Source organism: Mycobacterium sp. (assembly GCF_035506235.1).
Classification (GTDB): domain Bacteria; phylum Actinomycetota; class Actinomycetes; order Mycobacteriales; family Mycobacteriaceae; genus Mycobacterium.
Genome location: NZ_DATJPU010000214.1, coordinates 13,917 through 36,804, shown reverse-complemented (window position 1 = coordinate 36,804; position 22,888 = coordinate 13,917). Strand labels below are relative to the sequence as shown.

17 protein-coding genes and 1 pseudogene are annotated in these 22,888 nt (G+C 68.4%); 8 read left to right on the top strand and 10 right to left on the bottom strand.

Features of this window, described 5'->3' with window-relative positions; translation table 11 throughout:
• Positions 1-80 precede the first annotated feature (80 nt).
• A complete protein-coding gene (gene sigI, locus VMD50_RS19520; RefSeq protein ID WP_325429767.1) occupies positions 81-956 on the top strand; it encodes an RNA polymerase sigma factor SigI in 876 nt (291 codons plus the stop codon).
• Here the strand turns inward: sigI and VMD50_RS19515 are convergent.
• Positions 944-2,143, bottom strand: coding sequence for a MinD/ParA family ATP-binding protein (locus VMD50_RS19515; RefSeq protein WP_325429765.1), 1,200 nt, complete (start codon positions 2,141-2,143; stop codon positions 944-946). The genes sigI and VMD50_RS19515 overlap by 13 nt on opposite strands.
• A gap of 561 nt (positions 2,144-2,704) precedes the next feature.
• Here VMD50_RS19515 and gltB point away from each other — a divergent pair.
• Entirely contained in the window at positions 2,705-7,282 is a 4,578-nt protein-coding gene (gltB, locus tag VMD50_RS19510; protein WP_325429763.1) for a glutamate synthase large subunit, read from the top strand.
• On the top strand, positions 7,275-8,741 hold the full coding sequence (locus VMD50_RS19505; RefSeq protein ID WP_325429762.1) for a glutamate synthase subunit beta: 1,467 nt from the start codon (positions 7,275-7,277) through the stop codon (positions 8,739-8,741). Before gltB ends, VMD50_RS19505 begins: the two co-directional genes overlap by 8 nt.
• 341 nt (positions 8,742-9,082) lie before the next feature.
• On the opposite strand, the gene VMD50_RS19500 is transcribed toward VMD50_RS19505, so the two are convergent.
• A complete protein-coding gene (locus VMD50_RS19500) occupies positions 9,083-9,934 on the bottom strand; it encodes an LLM class F420-dependent oxidoreductase (RefSeq protein ID WP_325429760.1) in 852 nt (283 codons plus the stop codon).
• Positions 9,935-9,984: 50 nt separating this feature from the next.
• Here VMD50_RS19500 and VMD50_RS19495 point away from each other — a divergent pair, with 50 nt between their 5' ends.
• Both VMD50_RS19495 and VMD50_RS19490 read left to right on the top strand, forming a co-directional pair.
• Complete coding sequence (locus VMD50_RS19495) at positions 9,985-10,416, top strand: hypothetical protein (RefSeq protein WP_325429758.1); 432 nt, start codon at positions 9,985-9,987, stop codon at positions 10,414-10,416.
• 30 nt (positions 10,417-10,446) lie between these two features.
• Positions 10,447-10,599 (top strand): annotated as a pseudogene (locus VMD50_RS19490) (PHP domain-containing protein); the annotation flags it as partial.
• Positions 10,600-10,685: 86 nt separating this feature from the next.
• Here the strand turns inward: VMD50_RS19490 and VMD50_RS19485 are convergent.
• Positions 10,686-12,698 carry a serine/threonine-protein kinase PknD gene (locus VMD50_RS19485; RefSeq protein WP_325429756.1) on the bottom strand — a complete coding sequence of 671 codons (2,013 nt, stop codon included), beginning with the start codon at positions 12,696-12,698 and terminating at the stop codon, positions 10,686-10,688.
• A 358-nt stretch (positions 12,699-13,056) separates the two neighbouring features.
• Between VMD50_RS19485 and VMD50_RS19480 the strand changes: the two genes are divergently transcribed.
• Together VMD50_RS19480 and VMD50_RS19475 are read left to right on the top strand one after the other, a co-directional pair.
• Positions 13,057-14,067, top strand: a complete 1,011-nt coding sequence (locus VMD50_RS19480) for a PHP domain-containing protein (protein WP_325429754.1) — start codon at positions 13,057-13,059, stop codon at positions 14,065-14,067.
• 634 nt (positions 14,068-14,701) lie between these two features.
• On the top strand, positions 14,702-16,555 hold the full coding sequence (locus VMD50_RS19475; RefSeq protein WP_325429864.1) for a putative bifunctional diguanylate cyclase/phosphodiesterase: 1,854 nt from the start codon (positions 14,702-14,704) through the stop codon (positions 16,553-16,555).
• 36 nt (positions 16,556-16,591) lie between these two features.
• Here the strand turns inward: VMD50_RS19475 and dinB are convergent, their stop codons facing one another.
• The gene (gene dinB / locus VMD50_RS19470; RefSeq protein ID WP_325429752.1) at positions 16,592-17,800 is read right to left on the bottom strand and encodes a DNA polymerase IV; all 1,209 of its coding nucleotides are present in this window, start codon (positions 17,798-17,800) and stop codon (positions 16,592-16,594) included.
• A gap of 14 nt (positions 17,801-17,814) precedes the next feature.
• Entirely contained in the window at positions 17,815-18,465 is a 651-nt protein-coding gene (locus VMD50_RS19465; RefSeq protein WP_325429750.1) for a TetR/AcrR family transcriptional regulator, read from the bottom strand.
• Positions 18,466-18,542: 77 nt separating this feature from the next.
• On the opposite strand from VMD50_RS19465, the gene VMD50_RS19460 reads away from it, so the two are divergent.
• Complete coding sequence (locus VMD50_RS19460) at positions 18,543-20,012, top strand: flavin-containing monooxygenase (RefSeq protein WP_325429748.1); 1,470 nt, start codon at positions 18,543-18,545, stop codon at positions 20,010-20,012.
• A 17-nt stretch (positions 20,013-20,029) separates the two neighbouring features.
• On the opposite strand, the gene rraA is transcribed toward VMD50_RS19460, so the two are convergent.
• From rraA to VMD50_RS19435, 5 genes are all read right to left on the bottom strand, one after another.
• On the bottom strand, positions 20,030-20,503 hold the full coding sequence (rraA, locus tag VMD50_RS19455) for a ribonuclease E activity regulator RraA (protein WP_325429746.1): 474 nt from the start codon (positions 20,501-20,503) through the stop codon (positions 20,030-20,032).
• A gap of 1 nt (position 20,504) precedes the next feature.
• Positions 20,505-20,951 (bottom strand): Rv3852 family protein, encoded by a 447-nt coding sequence (locus VMD50_RS19450; RefSeq protein ID WP_325429744.1) that lies wholly within the window; start codon positions 20,949-20,951, stop codon positions 20,505-20,507.
• Positions 20,952-21,053: 102 nt separating this feature from the next.
• The gene (locus VMD50_RS19445; RefSeq protein WP_325429742.1) at positions 21,054-21,566 is read right to left on the bottom strand and encodes a copper resistance CopC family protein; all 513 of its coding nucleotides are present in this window, start codon (positions 21,564-21,566) and stop codon (positions 21,054-21,056) included.
• Entirely contained in the window at positions 21,563-22,201 is a 639-nt protein-coding gene (locus VMD50_RS19440; RefSeq protein WP_414686127.1) for a YcnI family copper-binding membrane protein, read from the bottom strand. Before VMD50_RS19440 ends, VMD50_RS19445 begins: the two co-directional genes overlap by 4 nt.
• Positions 22,192-22,848 (bottom strand): DUF6474 family protein, encoded by a 657-nt coding sequence (locus VMD50_RS19435; RefSeq protein WP_325429738.1) that lies wholly within the window; start codon positions 22,846-22,848, stop codon positions 22,192-22,194. Before VMD50_RS19435 ends, VMD50_RS19440 begins: the two co-directional genes overlap by 10 nt.
• Between the last annotated feature and the right edge of the window lie 40 nt (positions 22,849-22,888).

The window sequence follows — 22,888 nt, the reverse complement described above, 5'->3', positions numbered from 1 at the left end:
TGCGCATACGACGGTGCCGGAGCCGGGAAAGTTACAGCCGAAACGCGTAACTTTTCGCCGCCCCGCATCGTCGAAGGTTCATGAACACGTCGCCGTCACCCCGCGACCAGGTCGCTGAGGCCTGGCGCCTGCACCGCCCCTATCTGGTCAATCTCGCCTACCAGATGCTCGGCGACATCGGCGACGCGGAAGACGTTGCGCAAGAAGCCTTTCTGCGGCTCTCGCGCACAGACTCCGATGAGATCGACGACGTTCGCGGCTGGCTGACGGTGGTGGCGAGCCGCCTCTGCCTCGATCAGGTGCGTTCGGCGCGCGCCCGCTACGAGCGGCCGGGCGAGGTCGACCAGCAGCCGGAATCGCGTCGCGCGGACCCCGCCGATCGGGTCACCCTCGACGACGAGGTCCGTGCCGCATTGCTGGAAGTCCTACGCAGGCTCAGCCCCGGTGAAAGGGTCGCCTTCGTGCTGCACGACGTGTTCGGGGTCCCGTTCGACACGATCGCCGAGACCGTGGGACGCCCCGCCGGCACGTGCCGTCAGCTGGCGCGGCGCGCCCGGACCAAATTCACTGCGGCACAACCGAAATTGAACGAGGTCGCCCCGTCCGAGCACCAGCTCGTCACCGAAAAGTTCATCACCGCGTGCGCCAACGGCGACATCGCCGGATTGACCGCAGTGCTGGATCCGGCGGTCTGGGGCGTGGGCACGGTCGTCGCCGACCCGGCCCCGCCGCCACAGATCAACCATGGTCCCCACGCGGTGGCCACCAACCTGATGCGCTACCTGGGGCCGGGAGTGACCCTGGTCAGCGGTCCCGCGGGGGGTCCGGCGGTGCTGGCCTTCGCCGACCGCCGGCTCTTCGCCGCGATCGTGCTGACGGTGCGCGGTCGCCTCGTGACCAAGATCGAGGCCGTCGCCGACCCCGCAGCGCGCGCGGGTGCGGGTCAGCGGCCTTGACGCGAGTCTGGCCGTGCGGCGAAATGGCCCGCGATGGTCGCGGTGATCTGGAGGAACTTGCGCCGCGTCGCCGGTGCCATTTCGCCGTTCACATCGATTACGCCACCGGGCCGCAGATGGGGATCGTAGGGCACCTCGATCACCGGCTGTCCGTGATCCACGAACTCGCGGGCCAGCAACTCCCGGGTGCGTTTGTCGGCGTGGCCGTCGGAATCGTTGAGCACCACGATGGTGCGGCGCAGAAGGCCCGTCTGGCCTCTCTCCGACAGCCATTCGATGGTCCTGGCGGCGGCGTTGGCCCCGTCCGCCCACGGCGAGGTCACCACGAGCAGCGCGTCCAGATCGCGCAGGACCTCCTGGGTGACCGGCGAATCCATCGTGGAGCCGCAGTCGATGACCGAGATCGTGAAGTGGCGGTCCAGCTGGCGCGCGGCCTCCCGGTAGATCGCGGGATCGAGGACGCGGCGCGGGCCGGCCGCCGGCTCGCCGCCGAGCACGTGCAGGCCGGCGGGGTTGCGGCCGAGGCGCCCGACCACGTCGGCGAAGGACCGCAGGTTCTTGTCGGAGGTCAACTCCCAGAACGAGCCGCTCGAGCGCGGGTCGATCCGGCTGCTCAACCGGCCGAACGCGGTATCGGCGTCGATCGCCACGACGTGGTCGTGGCGGCGCAGCTCGGCGAGCAGCGACCCGACGCTGGCGGCCACCGACGTCTTTCCCACGCCGCCCTTGCCCAGCACGCCAACCTTGTAGGTGCCATGAAGGGCGGCGCGGATGGCCGCCTCGTACTGGGCGTCCTGACGCTGGGCTGCCGAGGGCCCCGGGTTGATCAGACCAAAGGTGGCCAGCCGCACGAAGCGTCGCCAACCCCGGTCCGGCAGGTCCGGCAGTTGCACCGCGGGTGGGGTCTGCGGCCGGGACGGCGCCTCGGGGTGCGGCGGGACCGGGGCCGGGGCCTGGCGGGGCGATTGCGGGTCGGGGCCCGGCGGGGCGCCGGGACGGGGTGGCTGTTGGGCCGGGGCCGGGGGACGGGGCGGCGCGGGTCTCGAGACATGCGGGGCCGCGACGGCCGGGGCGGCCGGCGCCACCGGACGGGGACCCGCGGGTGGGGGACCGGGCGGGCGCATCGCGGGCACCCCGGGCTGGTCGGGCTGCAGACGGTCCCGTAGGAATTGGTCGCGCTCGTTCATGGGCTCCTCGGGTGCCGGACCAGTATCAAACCAGTATCGGTCACCCGCCAACGCGCAAACTTCGGCGGGGCCCGCGGCGGCCGGGCTGCGACTCGCCCGGCCGTAGGCTGAGCACGCGGCGTGAGTGGCTCCGGGCACGCGGGCCGCCGGGCGTATGCGCGATCACAGCAAACTTGCGCGATTGGCAGATCCGTCAAGCGGTTCGGTAGCATCGACGCCGGGGCCGGGAAATATCAAACCGAAAACATCCATGTCGCGACGTTGCCGATCGCCCGCTGCAGCGAATTTACGCCGCTGCCAGTTGGCGGTTAGACTTAACGAAGTTGGCATGTCAGGCGGGTATTGTCATATCGTTTTACGACTTGTCGAAGCCAGTTCCAGGCCACCGTTCAGCGCTGCACGGACGAATCCCTGACGGACCGTCCCCGCCTGGGGGACAGCCGATCGACAAGACCGAAGGGGCCTAACGGGTCCGAAGCCCGCAACCCCACGGGGTTGCGGCCCCGGCGGAGCCGCTCGTAACGGCAGCGAAGAACGTTCTGGTTGAAGGGGCAGGTGCATATGACGCCCAAGCGCGCCGGGTTATATAACCCCGCGTTCGAGCACGATTCGTGCGGGGTAGCCATGGTCGTCGATATGCACGGCCGTCGCAGCCGAGACATCGTCGATAAGGCGATCACGGCGCTGCTCAACCTCGAACACCGCGGCGCCCAGGGCGCCGAGCCGCGCAGTGGTGACGGCGCCGGCATCCTGATTCAGGTCCCGGACGCGTTCCTGCGCGCGGTCGTGGATTTCGAGCTGCCCCCTGCGGGCAGCTACGCCACCGGGATCGCGTTCTTGCCGCAGTCGTCCAGGGACGCCGCGGCCGCGTGCGCCGCGGTGGAAAAGATCGCCGAGGCCGAGGGCCTGCAGGTCATCGGCTGGCGAAACGTGCCCACCGACGACTCGTCGCTGGGTGCGCTGTCGCGCGACGCGATGCCCACCTTCCGGCAGGTGTTCATGACGGGCGCCTCCGGGATCGCGCTGGAGCGCCGCGCCTACGTGGTCCGCAAGCGCGCCGAGCACGAGCTGGGAACGAAGGGCCCCGGCCAGGACGGCCCGGGTCGCGAAACCGTCTACTTCCCAAGCCTTTCCGGTCAGACGTTTATCTACAAGGGCATGCTGACCACCCCGCAGCTGAAGGCGTTTTACCTTGACCTGCAAGACGATCGGCTGACCAGTGCGCTCGGCATCGTGCACTCCCGCTTCTCCACGAACACCTTCCCGTCCTGGCCGCTCGCGCACCCCTTCCGCCGCATCGCCCACAACGGCGAGATCAACACCGTCACCGGCAACGAGAACTGGATGCGGGCCCGCGAGGCGCTGATCAAGACCGACCTCTTCGGCGACGACGTCGAGAAACTGTTCCCTATCTGCACCCCGGGCGCCTCGGACACCGCGCGCTTCGACGAGGCGCTCGAACTTCTCCATCTCGGCGGGCGCAGCCTGGCCCACGCGGTGCTGATGATGATTCCCGAGGCGTGGGAGCGCCACGAGTCGATGGACCCCGCACGGCGCGCGTTCTACCAGTATCACGCGTCCCTTATGGAGCCGTGGGACGGCCCGGCGTCGATGACGTTTACCGATGGCACCGTCATCGGCGCCGTACTGGACCGAAATGGCTTGCGCCCCTCGCGAATCTGGGTGACCGAGGACGGCCTGGTGGTGATGGCTTCCGAGGCCGGCGTGCTCGACCTCGACCCGGCCAAGGTGGTGCGCCGGATGCGGCTGCAGCCCGGCCGGATGTTCCTGGTGGACACCGCTCAGGGCCGCATCGTCTCCGACGAGGAGATCAAAGCCGAACTGGCCGCCGAGCACCCCTATCAGGAGTGGCTCGACAAGGGCCTGGTTCCGCTGGACGACCTGCCGGCGGGCAAGTACGCCCGGATGCCCCACGAGCGACTCGTCAAGCGGCAGCTGACTTTCGGCTACACCTACGAGGAACTCAACCTGTTGGTGGCGCCGATGGTCCGCTCCGGCGCCGAGCCGATCGGCTCGATGGGCACCGACACCCCCGTCGCCGTGCTGTCTCAGCGTCCGCGGATGCTCTACGACTACTTCCAGCAGCTGTTCGCCCAGGTGACCAACCCGCCGCTGGACGCCATCCGCGAGGAGGTGGTCACCAGCCTGCAGGGCACCACCGGCGGCGAGCGCGACCTGCTGAACCCCGACGAGAACTCCTGTCACCAGATCCGCCTGCAGCAGCCGATCCTGCGGAACTACGAGCTGGCCAAGCTGATCAACCTCAACCCCGACGACAAGGTCAACGGGCGCCCACACGGCATGCGGTCCAAGGTGATTCGCTGCCTGTACCCCGTCGCCGAGGGTGGCTCCGGACTGGCCGCCGCGCTCGAGAAGGTGCGCGCGCAGGCATCGGCGGCGATCGCCGACGGCGCCCGGGTCATCATCCTGTCCGACCGCGAGTCCGACGATCAGCTGGCCCCGATCCCGTCGCTGCTCGCGGTGGCGGCGGTGCACCACCACCTGGTGCGCGACCGGACCCGCACCCACGTCGGCCTGGTGGTCGAGACCGGTGACGCCCGCGAAGTGCACCACATGGCGGCGCTGGTCGGCTTCGGCGCGGCGGCAATCAACCCGTATCTGGCGTTCGAGTCGATCGAGGACATGCTCGACCGCGGTGTCTTTGACGGTTTCGACCGCAACACGGCCCTGAACAACTACGTCAAGGCCGCCGGTAAGGGCGTGCTGAAAGTCATGTCCAAGATGGGCATTTCGACGGTGGCCTCCTACACCGGCGCGCAGCTGTTCCAGGCGGTCGGCATCTCCGAGGACGTGCTCGACGAGTACTTCACCGGGCTGAGCTGCCCGACCGGCGGGATCACGCTGGAGGACATCGCCGCCGACGTCGCGACCCGCCACACGCTGGCCTACCTGGACCGGCCCGACGAACGCGCCCACCGCGAACTCGAGGTGGGCGGCGAATACCAGTGGCGCCGGGAGGGCGAGTACCACCTGTTCAACCCGGAGACCGTGTTCAAGCTGCAGCACGCGACCCGCACCGGGCAATACAAGATCTTCAAGGAATACACCCGTCTGGTCGACAACCAGAGCGAGCGGCTGGCGTCGCTGCGCGGGCTGCTGAAGTTCCGCGGCAACGTCCGGCCGCCCGTTCCGCTGGAGGAGGTGGAGCCGGCCAGCGAAATCGTCAAGCGCTTCTCCACGGGCGCGATGAGCTACGGCTCGATCTCCGCCGAGGCGCACGAGACCCTGGCCATCGCGATGAACCGCCTCGGCGGGCGATCCAACAGCGGCGAGGGCGGCGAGGACGTCAAGCGTTTCGAGCGCGACCCCAACGGGGATTGGCGCCGCAGCGCGATCAAGCAGGTCGCCTCCGCCCGCTTCGGGGTCACCTCGCACTACCTGACCAACTGCTCCGACATCCAGATCAAGATGGCCCAGGGCGCCAAACCCGGTGAGGGCGGCCAGCTTCCGGGGCACAAGGTGTACCCGTGGGTCGCCGAGGTCCGGCACTCCACGCCCGGCGTCGGGCTGATCTCGCCGCCGCCGCACCACGACATCTACTCGATCGAGGACCTGGCGCAGCTGATCCACGACCTGAAGAACGCCAACCCGTCGGCGCGTGTGCACGTCAAGCTGGTGTCCGAGAACGGGGTGGGCACGGTTGCGGCCGGGGTCTCCAAGGCGCACGCCGACGTGGTACTCATCTCGGGACACGACGGCGGCACCGGGGCCACCCCGTTGACCTCGCAGAAGCACGCGGGCGCTCCGTGGGAGCTGGGGTTGGCCGAGACGCAGCAGACCTTGCTGCTCAACGGATTACGCGACCGGATCGTGGTTCAGGTGGACGGGCAGCTCAAGACCGGACGCGACGTGATGATCGCCGCGCTGCTCGGCGCCGAGGAGTTCGGCTTCGCCACCGCCCCGCTGGTGGTGGCGGGCTGCATCATGATGCGGGTATGCCACCTGGACACCTGCCCGGTCGGCGTCGCCACCCAGAACCCGGTGCTGCGGGAGCGGTTCACCGGCAAGCCCGAATTCGTCGAGAACTTCTTCATGTTCATCGCCGAAGAGGTCCGGGAGTACATGGCGCAGTTGGGCTTCCGGACCTTCAACGAGGCCGTGGGGCAGGTGGGATCGCTGGACACGACGCTGGCGCGGGCGCACTGGAAGGCCCACAAGCTGGACCTGGCGCCGGTGCTGCACGAGCCGGAGTCGGCGTTCATGAACCAGGACCTGTACTGCAGCTCGCGACAGGATCACGGCCTGGACAAGGCGCTCGATCAGCAGTTGATCGTGATGAGCCGCGAGGCGCTGGACTCCGGCAAGCCCGTCCGGTTCTCCACCACGATCGGCAACGTCAACCGCACCGTGGGCACGATGCTCGGCCACGAGCTGACGAAAGCCTATGGCGGCCAGGGCTTGCCGGACGGCACCATCGACATCACCTTCGACGGATCGGCGGGCAACAGCTTCGGCGCGTTCGTGCCCCGGGGAATCACGTTGCGCGTCTACGGCGACGCCAACGACTACGTCGGCAAGGGCCTGTCCGGCGGCCGGATCGTGGTGCGCCCGTCGGACAACGCGCCGCAGCACTACGTCGCCGAGGACAACATCATCGGCGGAAACGTGATCCTGTTCGGAGCCACCAGCGGGGAGGTCTACTTGCGCGGCGTCGTCGGCGAGAGGTTCGCGGTGCGTAACTCCGGCGCCCACGCCGTGGTCGAGGGCGTCGGCGATCACGGCTGTGAATACATGACCGGAGGCAAGGTCGTCATCCTGGGCCGCACCGGGCGCAACTTCGCGGCCGGCATGTCCGGCGGCGTGGCCTATGTGTACGACCCGGAGGGCGAGTTGCCGCAGAACCTCAACGCCGAAATGGTCGAGCTCGAGACGCTCGACGAGGACGACGCCGAGTACCTGCACGCCACCATCCAGGCGCACGTCGATGCCACCGATTCCGCTGTCGGCCAGCGCATCCTGGCCGACTGGCCCGGCCAGTGCCGCCACTTCGTCAAGGTGATGCCGCGGGACTACAAACGCGTGCTGCAGGCGATCGCGCAGGCCGAGCGTGACGGCGTCGACATCGACAAGGCGATCATGGCGGCCGCGCATGGCTGATCCGAGCGGCTTCCTGAAATACACACATCGGGAATTGCCGAAGCGCCGGCCTGTCCCGCTGCGACTGCGCGATTGGAACGAGGTCTACGAGGACTTCGACGAAGAGACCCTGCGCGAGCAGGCGACCCGCTGCATGGACTGCGGAATTCCCTTCTGCCACAACGGGTGTCCGCTGGGCAACCTGATTCCGGAGTGGAACGACCTGGTGCGTCGGGGCCGTTGGCGCGACGCGATCGAACGGCTGCACGCCACCAACAACTTCCCGGACTTCACCGGGCGGCTGTGCCCGGCCCCGTGCGAGCCGGCGTGCGTACTGGGCATCAACCAGGATCCGGTGACGATCAAGCAGATCGAGCTGGAGATCATCGACCGGGCCTTCGAGGAAGGCTTTGTGGTGCCGCTGCCCCCCGACAAGCAGACCGGGAAGACGGTCGCCGTGGTCGGTTCGGGGCCCGCCGGTTTGGCCGCGGCCCAGCAGCTGACCCGCGCCGGTCACAGCGTGACCGTGTTCGAGCGCGACGACCGCATCGGTGGCCTGCTGCGCTATGGCATCCCGGAATTCAAGATGGAAAAGCGCGTCCTGGACCGGCGGCTGGACCAGATGCGCGCCGAGGGCACCGAGTTCCGGCCGAACGTCAACGTCGGGGTCGACATCACGGCCGAACAGCTGCGCGCCGACTTCGACGCGGTGGTGCTGGCCGGCGGGGCCACCGCCTGGCGAGATCTGCCGATCCCCGGCCGCGAGTTGGACGGGATCCACCAGGCGATGGAGTTCCTGCCGTGGGGCAACCGGGTCCAGGAGGGCGACGACGTCCTGGGCGAGGATGGCGAGCCGCCGATCACCGCCAAGGGCAAGAAGGTGGTCATCATCGGCGGCGGTGACACCGGGGCCGACTGCCTGGGCACCGTGCACCGGCAGGGTGCGATCGCGGTGCACCAGTTCGAGATCATGCCGCGCCCGCCGGACGCGCGCGCCGAATCCACCCCGTGGCCGACCTACCCCCTGATGTACCGGGTGTCCTCGGCCCACGAAGAGGGCGGCGAGCGGGTGTTCTCGGTGAACACCGAGGAGTTCGTCGGCAAGGACGGGCGCGTGACCGGCCTCCGGGCGCACGAGGTGACGATGCAGGACGGCAAGTTCGTCAAAGTCGAGGGTTCCGACTTCGAACTCGAGGCCGATCTGGTGTTGCTGGCGATGGGGTTCGTCGGACCCGAGAAGCCGGGCCTGCTCACCGACCTCGAAGTGAAGCTGACCGACCGTGGCAACGTCGCGCGCGGCGCCGACTTCGACACCTCGGTCCCAGGTGTTTTCGTTGCCGGCGACATGGGTCGTGGCCAGTCATTGATCGTTTGGGCGATAGCTGAGGGCAGGGCGGCCGCGGCGGGCGTGGACCGATTTTTGATGGGTTCGACGGCGCTGCCGGCGCCCATCAAGCCGACGGCAGCCCCCCTTACGTAGTCACATCAGTCACACCAGAAACAGAAGAATTCAATTCGGCGTTTCTGCCCACGTTTGCCAGACGATTGTTGTCTAATGGTTCGTTGTGGGCTCTGTCACAGAGTAGTCACGGGGGAGTCCCGCCAGAACGGACCGATCGCAGGAGTGGTCACTGTGCATGTCAACCCGGTACCTCGGTCGCGGATGGGGCGAATCGCCTGGTCATGGCTACGTCACCCGGTAAAGAGCCGCGAGTTCCCCGCCAAGCAAGAGCGCCTGATCACCGCCGAAGAGCTGATGCTGTTCGGGGTGTAGTCGCCCCATCCAAGCGCGCCGCCGGGTTTGCTCCGGCTTATCCCCGCTTATCCGTTTGCTAGCCCGGAATCCCGGATGGCCTCGGCCAGTGGTTCCAGGACGGCCGCGTCGTGCGGCGGGGGCAGGTAGACGATGCCGAGGTCCAGGCCCTCGACGGCCAGTGCGGCTGCGTCCGCCATGACCTTCCCGTAGTCCAGGTCCGGCTCCAGGCGCAGATGAGCCGACATGGTGATCTCCTTGGGATCGCGCCCGATGTCCGCGCACCGCGCGGCCAGCACGTCGCGCTTCTGCGCGAACAATTCGGGCGGCCCGCCGGCGAAGTTCCAGTGCTGGGCGTAGCGCGCGGTGATCGGCAGCGTGCGCTTCTCGCCGCTGCCGCCGATGCAGATCGGCGGGTGCGGGCGCTGCACGCCCTTGGGCTCGTTGCGGGCGCCCTTGAGTTGGTAGTACGTGCCGGCGAAGTCGGTGGTCTCCTCGCTCAGCAGGCTGATCAGCACCTGGCAGGCTTCCTCGAACCGGTCGAAGCGCTCCCTGATGGAGCCCAACTCGATGCCGTAGGCACCCGACTCCTCCTCGTTCCAGCCGGCGCCGATCCCGAGTTCGAGGCGTCCGTTCGAGATGATGTCCAGCGCCGCAGCCATATTCGCCAGCACCGCGGGGTGGCGGTAGTGGATGCCGGTGACGAGGGTGCCCAGCCGCAGCCGCGTGGTGGCCTGGGCCAGCGCGGTCAGCGTCGTCCAGCCCTCGAGGCAGGGCCCGTCGCTGTCGGAGAAGATCGGATAGAAGTGGTCGAAGGTCCACCCGGACTCGAAGACCTCGATGTCGTCGGCGGCCCGCCAGACGGCGAGCATGTCGGCCCAGGTGGTGTTTTGGGGTGAGGTTTTGAACGCGAATCGCATGACCCCGACGTTAGTCCGGCTTTATTAAGGGAAACTAAACTCGTCGCACGATGACTTACACCCTGGGCCTGGACACCAGGATCACCCTGCTGGCGGCCGGCCTGATCTTCTTGCTCGCCCTGGTTCTCGGTGTCTGGAAATACCGCCAGATCATGGCCGCCGAGGATCACCGCGCCCACCCGTACGTCGACATCGCGCACCGGGCGGCGTTGCTCTACTCGTTCGCGACGCTGCTGCTGGCCGTCTTCGTCGAACTCAGCGCCTGGCCGGCGTGGGTCAACCTGACGGCGGCGGGCGTCGTCGTCTTCTTTTTCGTCGGCGCCATCCTCAGCTACATCAGCCACGGGGCGCGGCGCGACACCGTCAACCAATTCGAGCAGCCCAACCGGGGAATCGAGATCTCGATGGCCTTGCTCATCGGCGGCGAAATCGGGGGGTTCGCCGTGCTGCTCGCGGGGTTCATCGCCGGCCAGTTCTTCTGACCCGGCCGGGCACACCGGAGCCATGGACCCGTCGGCCCGAAAACGGCGAACGTCATCGACCAGGCCTGGTCGGGTCGCGAACCCGACCTGCTGGTCGAATTGCGTTCTGGCGCACAGGACTCGGGGGAGGGGCGCCGCGGCGACCTGCACCTATACTCGAACTGGTCGGACGGGTCGGCACCCGGGAGCCTACCGGTACCCGTGTTCCCAATGCCGGTGTTGCCCGTACTCTCGGGTTCTGTCGGCGGCCAGTCCGCTCACGGCGAGGATCAGGACGCCGGCAGCTTCACCACCCGGTTGTTCTGCGAGTCGGTGACGTAGATGGTGCCTCTGCCGTCCAGTGCCACACCCCAGGGGCTTTTGAGGTCGGTGAACGGCAGCACTATCGGGTCGGTGGATCCCGCGGGCAGCTTCAGCACCCGATGGTTGTTCGAATCGACAACGTAGACAGCGCCGTTGCCGTCCACCGCGACATCGGACGGATAGCGGAGCCCGGTGAACGGCAGCACCGTCGGGGTGGAAGAGCCTGGGGCCAGCGTCAGCACCTGGCTGTTGCGCGTGTCGGTGACATAGACGGCGCCATTGCTGTCCACCGCCACCCCGGACGTGTCGGGCAGGTCGGTGAAGGGCAGCGCCCGCTGGGTGGTGGATCCCGCGGGCAGCGCCAGCACCCTGTGGTTTCCTGTGTCGGCGACGTAGACGGTGCCGTTGCCGTCCACCGCCACACCGGACGGAAAGTCGAGGCCGGTGAACGGCAGGACCGTTGGGATCGTGGATCCTGCGGACAGCGCCGCCACCTCGTTGTCGATGGAGTCAGTGACGTAGACGGTGCCTCGGCTGTCCACTGCGAGCCCTAGCGTGTCGCGCTGCCCGCTGAACCGCAGCACCGTCGGGGTGGTGGATCCCGCGGGCAGGGTCAGCACCTTGCCGTTGCCGCTCTCGGCCACGTAGACGTTGCCGCTGCTGTCCACCGCCACACCCCTGGGATCCTCGACGCCACCGAACAGCACCGCCTGGGCCTGCTTGGCTGCTTGCGGCGGCGGCGCCGGGGGCGGCGGCGCTGGGGGCGCCGACTTATGCCCGACCATGACCACTATGCCGACGACGGCCACGGCGGTCAGCGCGACGGCCCCAACCGCGGCCGCCAGCCGCCGCTTGCTGCGGGACTTCCTTGCAGGACTGGGGCGTTGAGCTCGGTGCGGGTCTACTGAGGGCACCCGGTTCGGCGTCGTCGGCCCCGGCGGCGTGGCGGTCGGGGGGACCACCACGGTCTGGGCGGCCGGCAGTGGGGTGACAACCAGGGTCTCGGCCGGCACCAATGGCGTTGGCGCCGCAATGGTCTCGGAAGTCGGCGTGGGCTCGCCGACAGTCCCGGATTCGTCGGGCGGCGGGGTGGTGCAGGTACTGACAAGCACGGTGTCGGCGTCTCGATCGGGTGCGCCCAGGGCGTGTTGGGCGGCCAGGGCGAGATTCCCGGCGCTCGCATAGCGGTGCGTGGGGTCTTTGGCCATGCCACGCGTGATCACTTCGTCGAACGCAGCGGGGATATCCGGTCGGCACCGGCTCGGACGCGGGATGGGGGCCGTGAGGTGTGCGGTGATCAGCGCGGGCAGATCACCCGGCGCAAAGGGCTGGGATCCGGTCAGGCATTCATAGAGCACACACGCCAGTGCGTAGATGTCGGACCGGGCGGTCACTTCGGCATTGCCGAACCGCTCCGGGGCCATGTAGGCAAAGGTGCCGATGGTGGTGCCGGTGCTGGTCAACTTCGCCTCGCCCGCCGCGTTGGCCAAGCCGAAATCCACCAGGCAGGCGAAGTCGTCGCGATTGACCAGGATGTTGCCGGGTTTGACGTCGCGGTGAGTCACCCGATCGGCATGAGCGGCATCCAACGCCGAGGCGATCTGGCGCACGATGGCCACCGCACGAGGCGGGTCCAGCGGCCCCTCGCGGGCCAGCAGGGCCTGCAGGTTGATGCCCTTGATCAGCCGCATGTCGATATAGAGTTGGCCGTCGATCTCTCCGCAGCCGTGAATGGGCACCACGTGCGGATCATGTAATCGCGCCGCGTGTTGGGCCTCGCGAAACAGCCGCTCGCGAAACACCGGATCGTGCGAGTAGCGCGCGGCGATCAGTTTCAGCGCCACATGGCGGTGCAGCAAGGTGTCTTCGGCCTCATACACCTCGCCGAAACCACCGGGGCCAAGCAGTCGCAGCAGCCGATAATGCCCGAACATTGACCCCGCGCGCGACCCCATTGCGGTGTCTGCGGCGTCGCTCATCGCCGACTCCTCACCTAGTCGCACGCTGCGAACCAACCGCGACCGCTCCATAACCGAGTCCGGCCAGGGCGCCACATCTCATCCCTACGCCGACGTTTGCCGGCTATCACACTAGAACCTGGGTAAGCCGACCCACTGCAAAACAGGGCCTGAACGGTGTCGTGGTCACGATCGAGGCTTGTGCGGTCGAGGAGGTCGATCCTGTCACCGACGGCGAGCTTGCCGCCGCCCGACGGGCCAAAGCGGGTCAGCGGTGCCGAATTATGGTCGAGCAGCCGTTGTGGCCCGGGAATCTGGCGGTGACCTGCGGCGCCCGGCTTCGCCGCGCTTGCAGTCACCGCGTGGGCACACTGGAGGGATGGACCCGGTAACGGCTCTGCGGCAGATCGCCTATTACAAGGACCGCAGCCGCCACGACCCCAGGCGGGTGATGGCCTATCGAAACGCCGCCGACATCATCGAAGGCCTGGACGAGGCGGCGCGGGAGCGGCACGGTCAGGCGAACAGCTGGCAGACGCTACCGGGCATCGGTCCCAAAACCGCGAAGGTCATCGACCAGGCCTGGTCTGGGCGCGAACCCGATCTGCTGGCCGAATTGCGTTCCGCCGCCGAGGATCTCGGGGGCGGCGACGTGCGTGCCGCGCTGCGCGGGGACCTGCATCTGCACTCGAACTGGTCGGACGGGTCGGCGCCGATCGACGAGATGATGGCCACGGCGTCCGCGCTGGGCCACGAGTACTGCGCGCTGACCGACCACTCGCCGCGGCTGACCATCGCCAACGGGTTGTCGCCGGAGCGGCTGCGCGCACAGCTCGATGTCATCGACCGGCTGCGTGAAGAGTTCGCGCCGATGCGCATCCTCACCGGCATCGAGGTCGACATCCTCGAAGACGGCAGCCTGGACCAGGAACCCGAGCTGCTCGAGCGCCTCGACGTCGTCGTGGCCAGCGTCCACTCGAAGCTGTCGATGGACTCGGCGGCGATGACGCGGCGCATGGTGCGCGCCGTGTCCAATCCACACGCCGACGTGCTGGGCCACTGCACCGGCCGGTTGGTCGCGGGCAACCGCGGCATCCGGCCCGAATCGAAGTTCGACGCCGAGGCGGTGTTCACCGCCTGCCGCGACCATGGGACGGCCGTCGAGATCAACTCCCGGCCCGAGCGCCGCGACCCCCCGACCCGGCTGCTGAAGCTGGCGCTCGAGATCGGCTGCGTGTTCAGCATCGACACCGACGCGCACGCGCCCGGCCAGCTGGACTTCCTCGGGTACGGCGCCCAGCGCGCGCTCGATGCCGGCGTGGCCGTGGACCGGATCGTCAACACATGGCCGGCGGACAAGCTGCTGGACTGGACGGGGTCAGTCGGGTAGGTGCGGCCAACCGTGCCCTGGCTCGCGGCGCTGCAACCACAGCAGCCGCACTACCGAGGAGGTAGGCCATGACTCGCCCGGGTGACCAGCAAAGCCGCGCGAGACATACGGCACGTCATTGGCGTCGGTACGATGCAGACTTGGCGTACCATAATTGCCCTCCGGACTGTACATTGGGTATGGCATCCCAACCCCCGGTCTCGAACATGCTGGGAGACTCCATGCCGGGCATCGTCGCAACAGCAGACAGGGAAGCCGGCTGGCAAGAAGCGTGCGGCCGGCCAAGAAAGCGTCAGCGAAGCGGACGAGAACGGAAATGTGGCGTGGAACCAGATCGAGAAGATGCTGGAGAACGCTCGGGTGCGGCGGCAGGTTTGCGCCACCAGCACGATGGGACCGGTGAAGGGCACTTGGCGCGGGCCGCAAGACGCTCGAGAGGCGGCGGGTCGGGGTGGCCAGGTCAGCGGGGCCATCCGATTGCCGGGCGGGTCAGCGGCAACCACCTGGATGTGTCGGGGAGCCCAGCGATGACCGAGACACCCGTGCGTGCGCGAGTTGAGACTGTCCGGACCCCGGCAATGGAGGCACCGTGTCGCGCGGCCTAGGGTTCGTCAACTCCGTTGCTGCCCAATTGATGGAGGCGAATGCATACACCGCCACCGCTGTGAGCCGACAGGTACTGGCGAGGCTCGTCGACTTGTTCGACGCGGACACCGGCTTCTTACGCCACAACGACCCGACCATCGCGGCCTCGAAATTGATCGCGGAATGGCCACCGCGACCTCACCGTCCACACGCGCAACTCCTGGCGATCGTCGACTTCACCAACCCCGACGACGTCTTCGGCCCCTGCGCGCATGGCAAGGAACCGCTTGTGGTCCAGCCCACGGAACCGGTTGTGATTCGGCCGCCGGCCTCGACGAACTATGCATACAAGGCTTTTCGACGCCAGATCACGGGAAGGCGCCGCATCGCGACGCCCTCGATGGCCGCTGCTCCGCTGGTTTCGAGGGGGGCAACCACGGGTGTACTCGGCTTCGTCAGCTATCGGCGCAAGAAGTGGAAGCAGGAAGAAGTGGGCACGCTCGGGGCGGTCGCCACTTTGTTTGCACAGCTCCAGGCCCGCATCGCCGCCGAAGAAGGCCTTCGGCACTTGGCTGAGCATGACGATTTGACCGGCCTGCACAATCGTCGATCGGTCGTTGCGCGCCTTTCCGACAGACTCGCAGCGGGGCGCCCCGGACCCGTCGCGGTCTTGTATTTCGACCTCGACCGGATGAAGGCGATCAACGATTACTTCGGCCATCCCGCAGGTGATTTTTACCTCAAGGCGTTCGCCGAACGGCTTCAGACGAGCATGGGGGAGATGGGCACGATCGGCCGGATCGGCGGGGACGAGTTCCTGGTCTTTTCGGACCGGGCGATGCTGACCGGGAGCGCGGAATCGCTCGCGCACAGGCTTCAGACGACGTTGCGCGGTCCCCTGAAGATCGGCGACGACGTGATCACTCCCTCCGTCAGCATCGGGATGGCGGTGGGCAAGCCAGGACACGACGACACCGCGGATCTGCTCCGTCGTGCCGACGAGGCCGCCCTGACGGCGAAGCGCGCGGGGGGCAACCAGGTCGTGGTGTGCACCAACGACATCTCTCGCAATGTCGTGTTCCGCAACGACATCGAATTCCATCTGCAAGCGGGCATCGAAAGCGATGCGCTGCTGCTGCACTATCTGCCCGAAGTCGACTTGCTGACCCGCGAGATCCTGGGCGCCGAGGCGCTGGTCCGTTGGCGGCACCCGACGCGGGGGCTGCTGCTGCCGGATTCGTTCATCGGCGTAGCCGAATCGACCAATATCGCCGCAGAGTTGGGCCGGTGGGTCATGCGAAGCGCCTGCGCCGAATTCAGCCGGTGGCAGTCCAACGGGGTGGGACAAGGCACGACAGTGCGCATCAATGTGTCGCCCGTTCAACTGATCACCCGCGGTTTCGTCCGTAGTGTTGCCGACACCATCGAGGAGTTCGGGATCGACGGCGGATCGGTGTGCCTGGAGATCACCGAGCGCGCCGTGGTTCGCGACCTCGAAACCACCCGGCGAACCCTCGCGGAGTTGAAGGAGGTCGGGGTCCAGATCGCCATCGACGACTTCGGCACCGGCTATGCGGTGCTGTCGCACCTGAAATCGCTTCCGGTCGACATGCTCAAGATCGACGCCGGGTTCGTCCGCGACTTGGACACCAACACCAGCGACCTGGCCATCGTGCGCGCCATCATCGGACTCGCTGAGGCCTTCGGCCTGCAACTGGTCGCTGAAGGCGTTGAGACTCCGGCTGCCGTACAGACTTTGTTGGAGCACGGGTGTCACCGGGCGCAGGGCTTCCTGTTCTCGCGCCCCGTGACAGGCAGCGCCATGGAGTCACTGCTGTCCCGGCGCCGGGTGGAAATGAGCTGCTTCGGCAACGAGGAGGCGCTGAGCGTCAAGGCAATCTAGGGTCGGCAACGATGCCGGCACCTCGGCGTGGCTGAATCAGTCCGGCAGATGCGGCATTTCGAAGCCCGGGTCCCGGCCGACCAGCACCGCGGGCGTGAGCGCGGATTTTCCGTAGCGACGACGCACCTCGTCGATGGCCTCGTCCATATCTTCAGAGGCGAGCCGGCCCTCGCCGAACGGGAGCATCAGCTGCTGAGCGCCGCTGCGATCGATGCCCGAGACCGCGAAGCCGACCAAGGTCAGTCCGCGCTGCGCGATCAGGGGCGCCGCGGACGCGACCAGCTGCCGCGCGGTGGCCAGGATGGGCTGCGTCGATGACGTGGCCCACGGCAGCGTGCGCGACCGGGTCGCCCGGCTGAAGTCGTCGAACCGCAGCCGCAGCACCACCGTGCGACCGGTGCGCCCGGCGGCCCGCATCCGGGCGGTGATGCGGTCGATCAGGTTCACCACCACGGCGTCGATCTCCGCGGCCGACATGCGGTTGCCCGCGCGGCCCAGCGCGCGCTGTGCGCCCACGGAGCGGCGGCGCACGCCGGTGGTCACCCGGCGGCAATCGATGTTGCGGGACAGCGCGTACAGCTGGCGCCCCATGGCCGCGCCCACCATCGAGGCCAGGGTCGACTCGCTGAGCTCGGCGACATCGGCGACGGTCGCGATGCCGTGGGCGTGCAGCCTCTCGGCGGTCTTGGCGCCCACGCCCCACAACCGGCGCACCGGCAGCGGGCGCAGGAAAGCGAGCTCCTCATCGGGCGGCACCAGCAGCAGCCCGTCGGGCTTGGCTTCCTGGCTGGCCACCTTGGCGAGGAATTTCGTGCGGGCGATCCCGACGGTGATGGGCAGGCCGACGCGGCCGCGCACGTCGGCGCGCAGGCGTTCCGCGATCTGGACCGGGGAGCCGGAGACCCGGCGCAGGCCGCCGACATCGAGGAACGCCTCGTCCACCGACAGCGCCTCCACGATCGGCGTGCAGTCCCGGAAGACCTCGAACACGGCGTCGCTGGCGCGGGAATAGGCGCTCATCCGGGGCTGCACCACCACGGCGGGCGGGCACAGCCGGCGTGCCTGAGCCCCGCCCATCGCGGTGCGCACGCCGTAGGCCTTGGCCTCGTAGCTGGCCGCCAGCACGACGCCGCCGCCGACGATCACCGGACGGCCGCGCAAGGCCGGGTCGTCGCGCTGTTCGACGGACGCATAGAAGGAATCCAGGTCCGCGTGCAGGATGGACGCGTCGCACCGCACGAACACATGTTCGCATGCGGCTACGACGACGAGCCAGACTCGCCGTAGATGCTGGTGACCCAGATGTGGGTGAGGGTGTCGACGACCCGGTCCTCGTCGACCGCCGGCGCCTCGGCCGCGAGCGCGGCCATCATCGTGCGCTCGTTCATCTGGTTCAGCGACGTCGCCAGGTCGGCGGCCGGGATGGTCTCCGGGGCCGCGCCGCGCGCGCGTTCGGCGGTGATCATGGCCGTGGTCTGGTCGATCCACTTCTGCATGAAACCCAGCCAGACCGCGCGGAGCTCCGGGCTGGTGGCAAGCGCCTCCGTCGCTGCCCGCGCCAGCGTGCGGTGTGTGCCGAATGCGGTGAAGAACGCCTTGATGCCGTTGCGCCACACCCGCCGCGGGTCCACCGGCAGGCGCTGCACCGCGCCGTCGAATTCGGAGTCGGCGCGCGCGATGACGGGCTCCAGGAGCGACAGCAGCACCGCCTCCTTCGACTTGAAATAGAAGTAGAACGTCGGCCGCGACAGGCCGGCGCCCTTGGCCAGCTCGTCGACCGAGATGCCGGCGAACCCGCGTTCTTCGAGCAGTCGCTCGGCGGTGGCGAGGATCGCCTGCTCGCGGTCGTCGCCGGAGGGGCGCGGAGCGCGGCGGCCGCGCAGGGCGCGAGTCGGGCCGACGGTAGTCACGGCACGTTACTTTACACGGAGTTGAAAGTTTCGACAGGGCGTTGACTCCTTCGACAGTGCGTTGATAGCGTGGGCCCATGACTGAGCACCTCGACGTCGTCATCGTGGGCGCCGGCATCTCCGGCGTGAGCGCGGCCTGGCACCTGCAGGACCGCTGCCCGGCCAAGAGCTACGCCATCCTGGAGAAGCGGGCGGCGATGGGCGGCACCTGGGACTTGTTCCGCTACCCGGGCATCCGTTCCGACTCGGACATGTACACGCTGGGCTTCCGGTTCCGCCCGTGGACCGAGCGCCAGGCCATCGCCGACGGCGAGCCGATCCTCGACTACGTCAAGGGCACCGCGGCCATGTACGGCATCGACAAGCACATCCGGCTCAACCAGCGGGTCGTCGGCGCCGACTGGTCGAACGCGGACAACCGGTGGACCCTGCAGATCGAAAATGACGGCGCGCCAACCACAATCACGTGCACGTTCCTGTTCTTGTGCAGCGGCTACTACAACTACGAGCAGGGCTACGCCCCGGCGTTCGCCGGTGCGGAGGACTTCGCGGGCCCGATCATCCACCCGCAGCACTGGCCCGAGGACCTGGATTACGCCGGCAAGAACGTCGTCGTGATCGGCAGTGGCGCAACGGCGGTCACTTTGATCCCGGCGATGGCGGAATCGGGCGCCGGGCACGTGACGATGCTGCAGCGCTCGCCGACCTACATTGTCTCTCAGCCGAAGCGGGACAAGATGGCCGAGCGGCTCAACCGCTGGCTGCCCGACAACATGGCCTACTTCGCCGTTCGCTGGAAGAACGTGCTGCGGCAGGCCGCGCTGTACGGTGCCTGCCAGAAGTGGCCGCGGCGGATGCGCAAGATCCTGCTCGGCTTTGTTCAGCGCCAGCTTCCCGAGGGCTACGATGTCGAGAAAGACTTTGGCCCGCACTACAATCCGTGGGACCAACGGCTGTGCCTGGTGCCCAGCGGCGACCTGTTCCGCGCCATCCGGCACGGTAAGGCCGACGTCGTCACCGACACGATCGAGCGGTTCACGCCCACCGGCATCCGGCTCGCCTCGGGCCGGGAAATTCCGGCCGACATCATCATCACCGCAACGGGATTGAACCTGCAGCTGTTCGGCGGCGCGACGGTCACCGTCGGCGGGCACCCGGTGGATCTGACCAAGACGATGGCCTACAAGGGCATGATGTTGTCCGGGCTACCGAACATGGTCTACACGGTGGGGTACACCAACGCGTCGTGGACACTGAAGGCCGACTTGGTGTCGGAGTTCGCCTGTCGGCTGCTGAACTACATGGACGACAACGGCTTTGAGACGGTCGTGGTCGAGCACCCCGGCTCGGACGTCGAGGAGCGCCCGTTCATGGAGTTCACCCCGGGCTACGTGCTGCGCTCGCTCGACGAGCTGCCCAAGCAGGGCTCGCGCAAGCCGTGGCGGCTGAACCAGAACTACCTGCGCGACATCCGGCTGATCCGGCGTGGCAAGATCGCCGACGAGGGCCTGCGATTCGCGAAAAAGCGCACGGCAGTGGCGGCTTGACGGCGGTCTAGGACGACCTACACGACGACGATGCCGTCGTCGTCGCTGTAGGCGATCGCACCCGGCACGAAACTCACACCACCCAGGCTGATTTCGACGTCGCGCTCCCCGGCGCCGGTCTTGGTGCTCTTGCGCGGGTTGGTGCCCAGCGCCTTGATGCCGACGTCGATGCCGCGCAGCGTGGCCGCGTCACGCACCGCACCGTTGATGACCAGCCCCGCCCAGCCGTTGGACCGGGCCAATTCGGCGATGACGTCTCCGACCAGCGCGGTATGCAGCGAGCCGGCGCCGTCGATCACCAGGACCCCGCCGTCACCCGGGCCCGAGAGCACCGATTTCAGCAGCGCGTTGTCCTGGAAGCAGCGCACGGTACTGATCGGGCCGGCGAAGTCCGAGCGGCCGCCGAACTGGCGGAATTGCAGGTCGCAGCTGCGTACGTCGGCCCCGATGTCGTCGACGAGGTCGGCCGTCGACCGGAACGGCACGGCCACTTCAGCGGCGCCGCAGCTGCCGGATCAGCAGGATCGCCAACAGGCTGAGCGCCACCGCGACGATCAGCGGCACCGGCGACTGGCCCGATGCGGTCGGCGCAACCTCCCGCGAGACCGGGTTGGGCGCAGCTTCGACGGTCGATTTAGCTTGTGCCGCAGCATCTTTGGCGGCAGCCGCGAGCTCACCGTTCGTTTCGATCCGCTGCTGCACGGCCAGCGGTTGCCCGGGGGGCGCGGGTGGCGGGCTCTTGGCCGGAGCCTTCTTGGCGGGCGCCTTTTTGGCGGGTGCCTTCTTCGCAGCGGCCTTTTTTGCGGGTGCCTTCTTCGCAGGTGCCTTCTTAGCGGGCGCTTTCGCAGCCTTCTTGACGGCCTCGGCGGGAGGTTGTTTCTCCGGCGGGGTCGGTGGGCCGTCGGGCTCGCTGTTGGGTTGGTCCTGCGGGTCTGCCATGCGGCCGCTCCTTTGCAGCTGTCTCGGGTATGTGTCGCGCGCCGGTGTCCTCGCGTCCCATCATGCCAGGACGCGCGGCGGGCTCCCGGCGACCGGGGCCGCTCAGGTCCTGCGCCGCAGCGCCCACCAGCCGCCGGCGGCGACCAGGGCCACCGCCACCACCGCAAACGGCCAGACCGGGACGCCGCCGGCACCATCGGAGCCGGCGGCGGGCGGTCCGGGGGTTCCGGTGCCCGGGACCGTCAGCCGAAACGACCAGGACCCCGACACCACGTGGCCGTCCGCCGACGTGACGCGGTAGTTCACCGTGTAGTTGCCGGCCGGCCCGAGGGGTCGCAGGGCGATGCCGACGACCGCGCCCTGCACCGTCGCCTCCCCGGTGGACCACACATTGGCGTCGGGGCCGACGACCGTCATGGCGGCGAACGAGGTCTGCAACCTCTCGTTGAAGGTCGCCGCGACACGGTCGGGACCGCTGGTGAGGGCCGCGTTGTCGGCGGGGTCGGTGGACACGCGCGCGGCGTGCGCGCATGCCGGTTGCGCGTTCAGGGTTGCGGTCGACATCAGCGCGGCCAGCAGCAGGCCCACCCACGCGGCGGCTGCCACGCGCCTCATGCGCGTCGGCGCATCAGCACGAGCGCAAGGCCGAGGGCGGCCACCGCCAGGGCCGCCCCGCCCAGAAGGCGGGCGGTGTTGTCCTCCGTTTTCGGCGGCGAGGGCGCGGCGCCGGTCGGATGGTGCTCGTGCGGCGCCCGGCCCGCGGCGAGGGTCAGCGCGGGCGCCGGGTGTTCCGGCTCGCCGCCACCGGGCAGCGGCGGCTGGTCCCACTTCACGACGGCCCCGTCAGAATAGGTCTGCGTGGTTGGAAAGCTGACGGTGTCGGTGTCGGGCAGCTGCACCGCTATCCGGAACAGCCCGAATTGATCCACTCCGATCCCGCCGTTGGGCCCGGCCGTCCAGGTCACCGAGCGAACGCTGCCGGAAGCCGCGTCGCGGTCGAGCCTGGCCGTCCACCCGGGCATGGCTTCGGTGCTCGCCGCGGCGACGTTGGGCAGGCCGACGCTGAGCGCGGTGGTCGCCGCGCCCGTGTTGGATTCGTTGGGCACCCGGAGGGTGACGATCGCCGTGGCGCCGCGCACCGCGTCGTCGCTGCTGGCGTGGACGTGCGCCCATGCCGCCGGGATGCCCAGCGCCGAACCAAGATAGAGCACGACGGCCGCGGTCAGGACGCGTGCGGCGGTCACGTCAATCCGAGGCGGGCCATCAGGTCCGCTTCGATTCCGTCGAGCTGCGAGGTGATCGCCGCGTGTGCCGCCCGGCGGCGCACAGCCGGCATGTTCTCGGCGGCGGTGACGGCTGCCGACAGATCGGTGAGCCGTTCGATGATGGCGGCGACGAACTGCCTGGTCTCGGCGTCCTTGGGCTTCTTTTCCAGCACCATTCGCACTGACTTCTCCGACCCGGCGATGCGGGCCGACAGCTGGGCACCGTGCCCGGAGAACTGGCCGATCTGAGCCAACGGGACGCCGAGCTGATCCGCGCGCCGCTGGTCGAACGCCGCGCGGGCCGCCATGGCGCCCCGGTAGATCAGCGGCGTCAGGACCGGGGCCAGCAGCCGAGACACCGTCAGCACCCGGCGAATCCGTGTCGGCGACAGCAACTTGCCCTCCTTCGCCGCCTTGAGCTCGGCCTCGGCGACCTTCAGGGCCGTCCGGTCGCTGTCCCGCTGCGACCTGATCTGCGCGTTGAGGGCCTTTTCGGCAGTGCGCAGGTCGGCCTTGAGCCGGCGAGCATCGTTCTTGGCGGCCAGCTTGGCCTCCAGCTTGGCGCGGGCCTTGATCGCTCGGGCCTCGGCGCGACGGGTCGCGCGACTCTTTCGCTTGCGGAACAGGCCCATTCCCGGCCGCCTCCCGGTGCTCTCGCTGGCTATCGTCGGC

Coding starts and splice junctions, on each gene's coding strand:
- sigI (WP_325429767.1), top strand. CDS start 81: ATGAACACGTCGCCGTCACCCCGCGACCAGGTCGCTGAGGCCTGGCGC.
- VMD50_RS19515 (WP_325429765.1), bottom strand. CDS start 2,143: ATGAACGAGCGCGACCAATTCCTACGGGACCGTCTGCAGCCCGACCAG.
- gltB (WP_325429763.1), top strand. CDS start 2,705: ATGACGCCCAAGCGCGCCGGGTTATATAACCCCGCGTTCGAGCACGAT.
- VMD50_RS19505 (WP_325429762.1), top strand. CDS start 7,275: ATGGCTGATCCGAGCGGCTTCCTGAAATACACACATCGGGAATTGCCG.
- VMD50_RS19500 (WP_325429760.1), bottom strand. CDS start 9,934: ATGCGATTCGCGTTCAAAACCTCACCCCAAAACACCACCTGGGCCGAC.
- VMD50_RS19495 (WP_325429758.1), top strand. CDS start 9,985: ATGACTTACACCCTGGGCCTGGACACCAGGATCACCCTGCTGGCGGCC.
- VMD50_RS19485 (WP_325429756.1), bottom strand. CDS start 12,698: ATGAGCGACGCCGCAGACACCGCAATGGGGTCGCGCGCGGGGTCAATG.
- VMD50_RS19480 (WP_325429754.1), top strand. CDS start 13,057: ATGGACCCGGTAACGGCTCTGCGGCAGATCGCCTATTACAAGGACCGC.
- VMD50_RS19475 (WP_325429864.1), top strand. CDS start 14,702: ATGGAGGCGAATGCATACACCGCCACCGCTGTGAGCCGACAGGTACTG.
- VMD50_RS19460 (WP_325429748.1), top strand. CDS start 18,543: ATGACTGAGCACCTCGACGTCGTCATCGTGGGCGCCGGCATCTCCGGC.
- VMD50_RS19450 (WP_325429744.1), bottom strand. CDS start 20,951: ATGGCAGACCCGCAGGACCAACCCAACAGCGAGCCCGACGGCCCACCG.
- VMD50_RS19445 (WP_325429742.1), bottom strand. CDS start 21,566: ATGAGGCGCGTGGCAGCCGCCGCGTGGGTGGGCCTGCTGCTGGCCGCG.
- VMD50_RS19435 (WP_325429738.1), bottom strand. CDS start 22,848: ATGGGCCTGTTCCGCAAGCGAAAGAGTCGCGCGACCCGTCGCGCCGAG.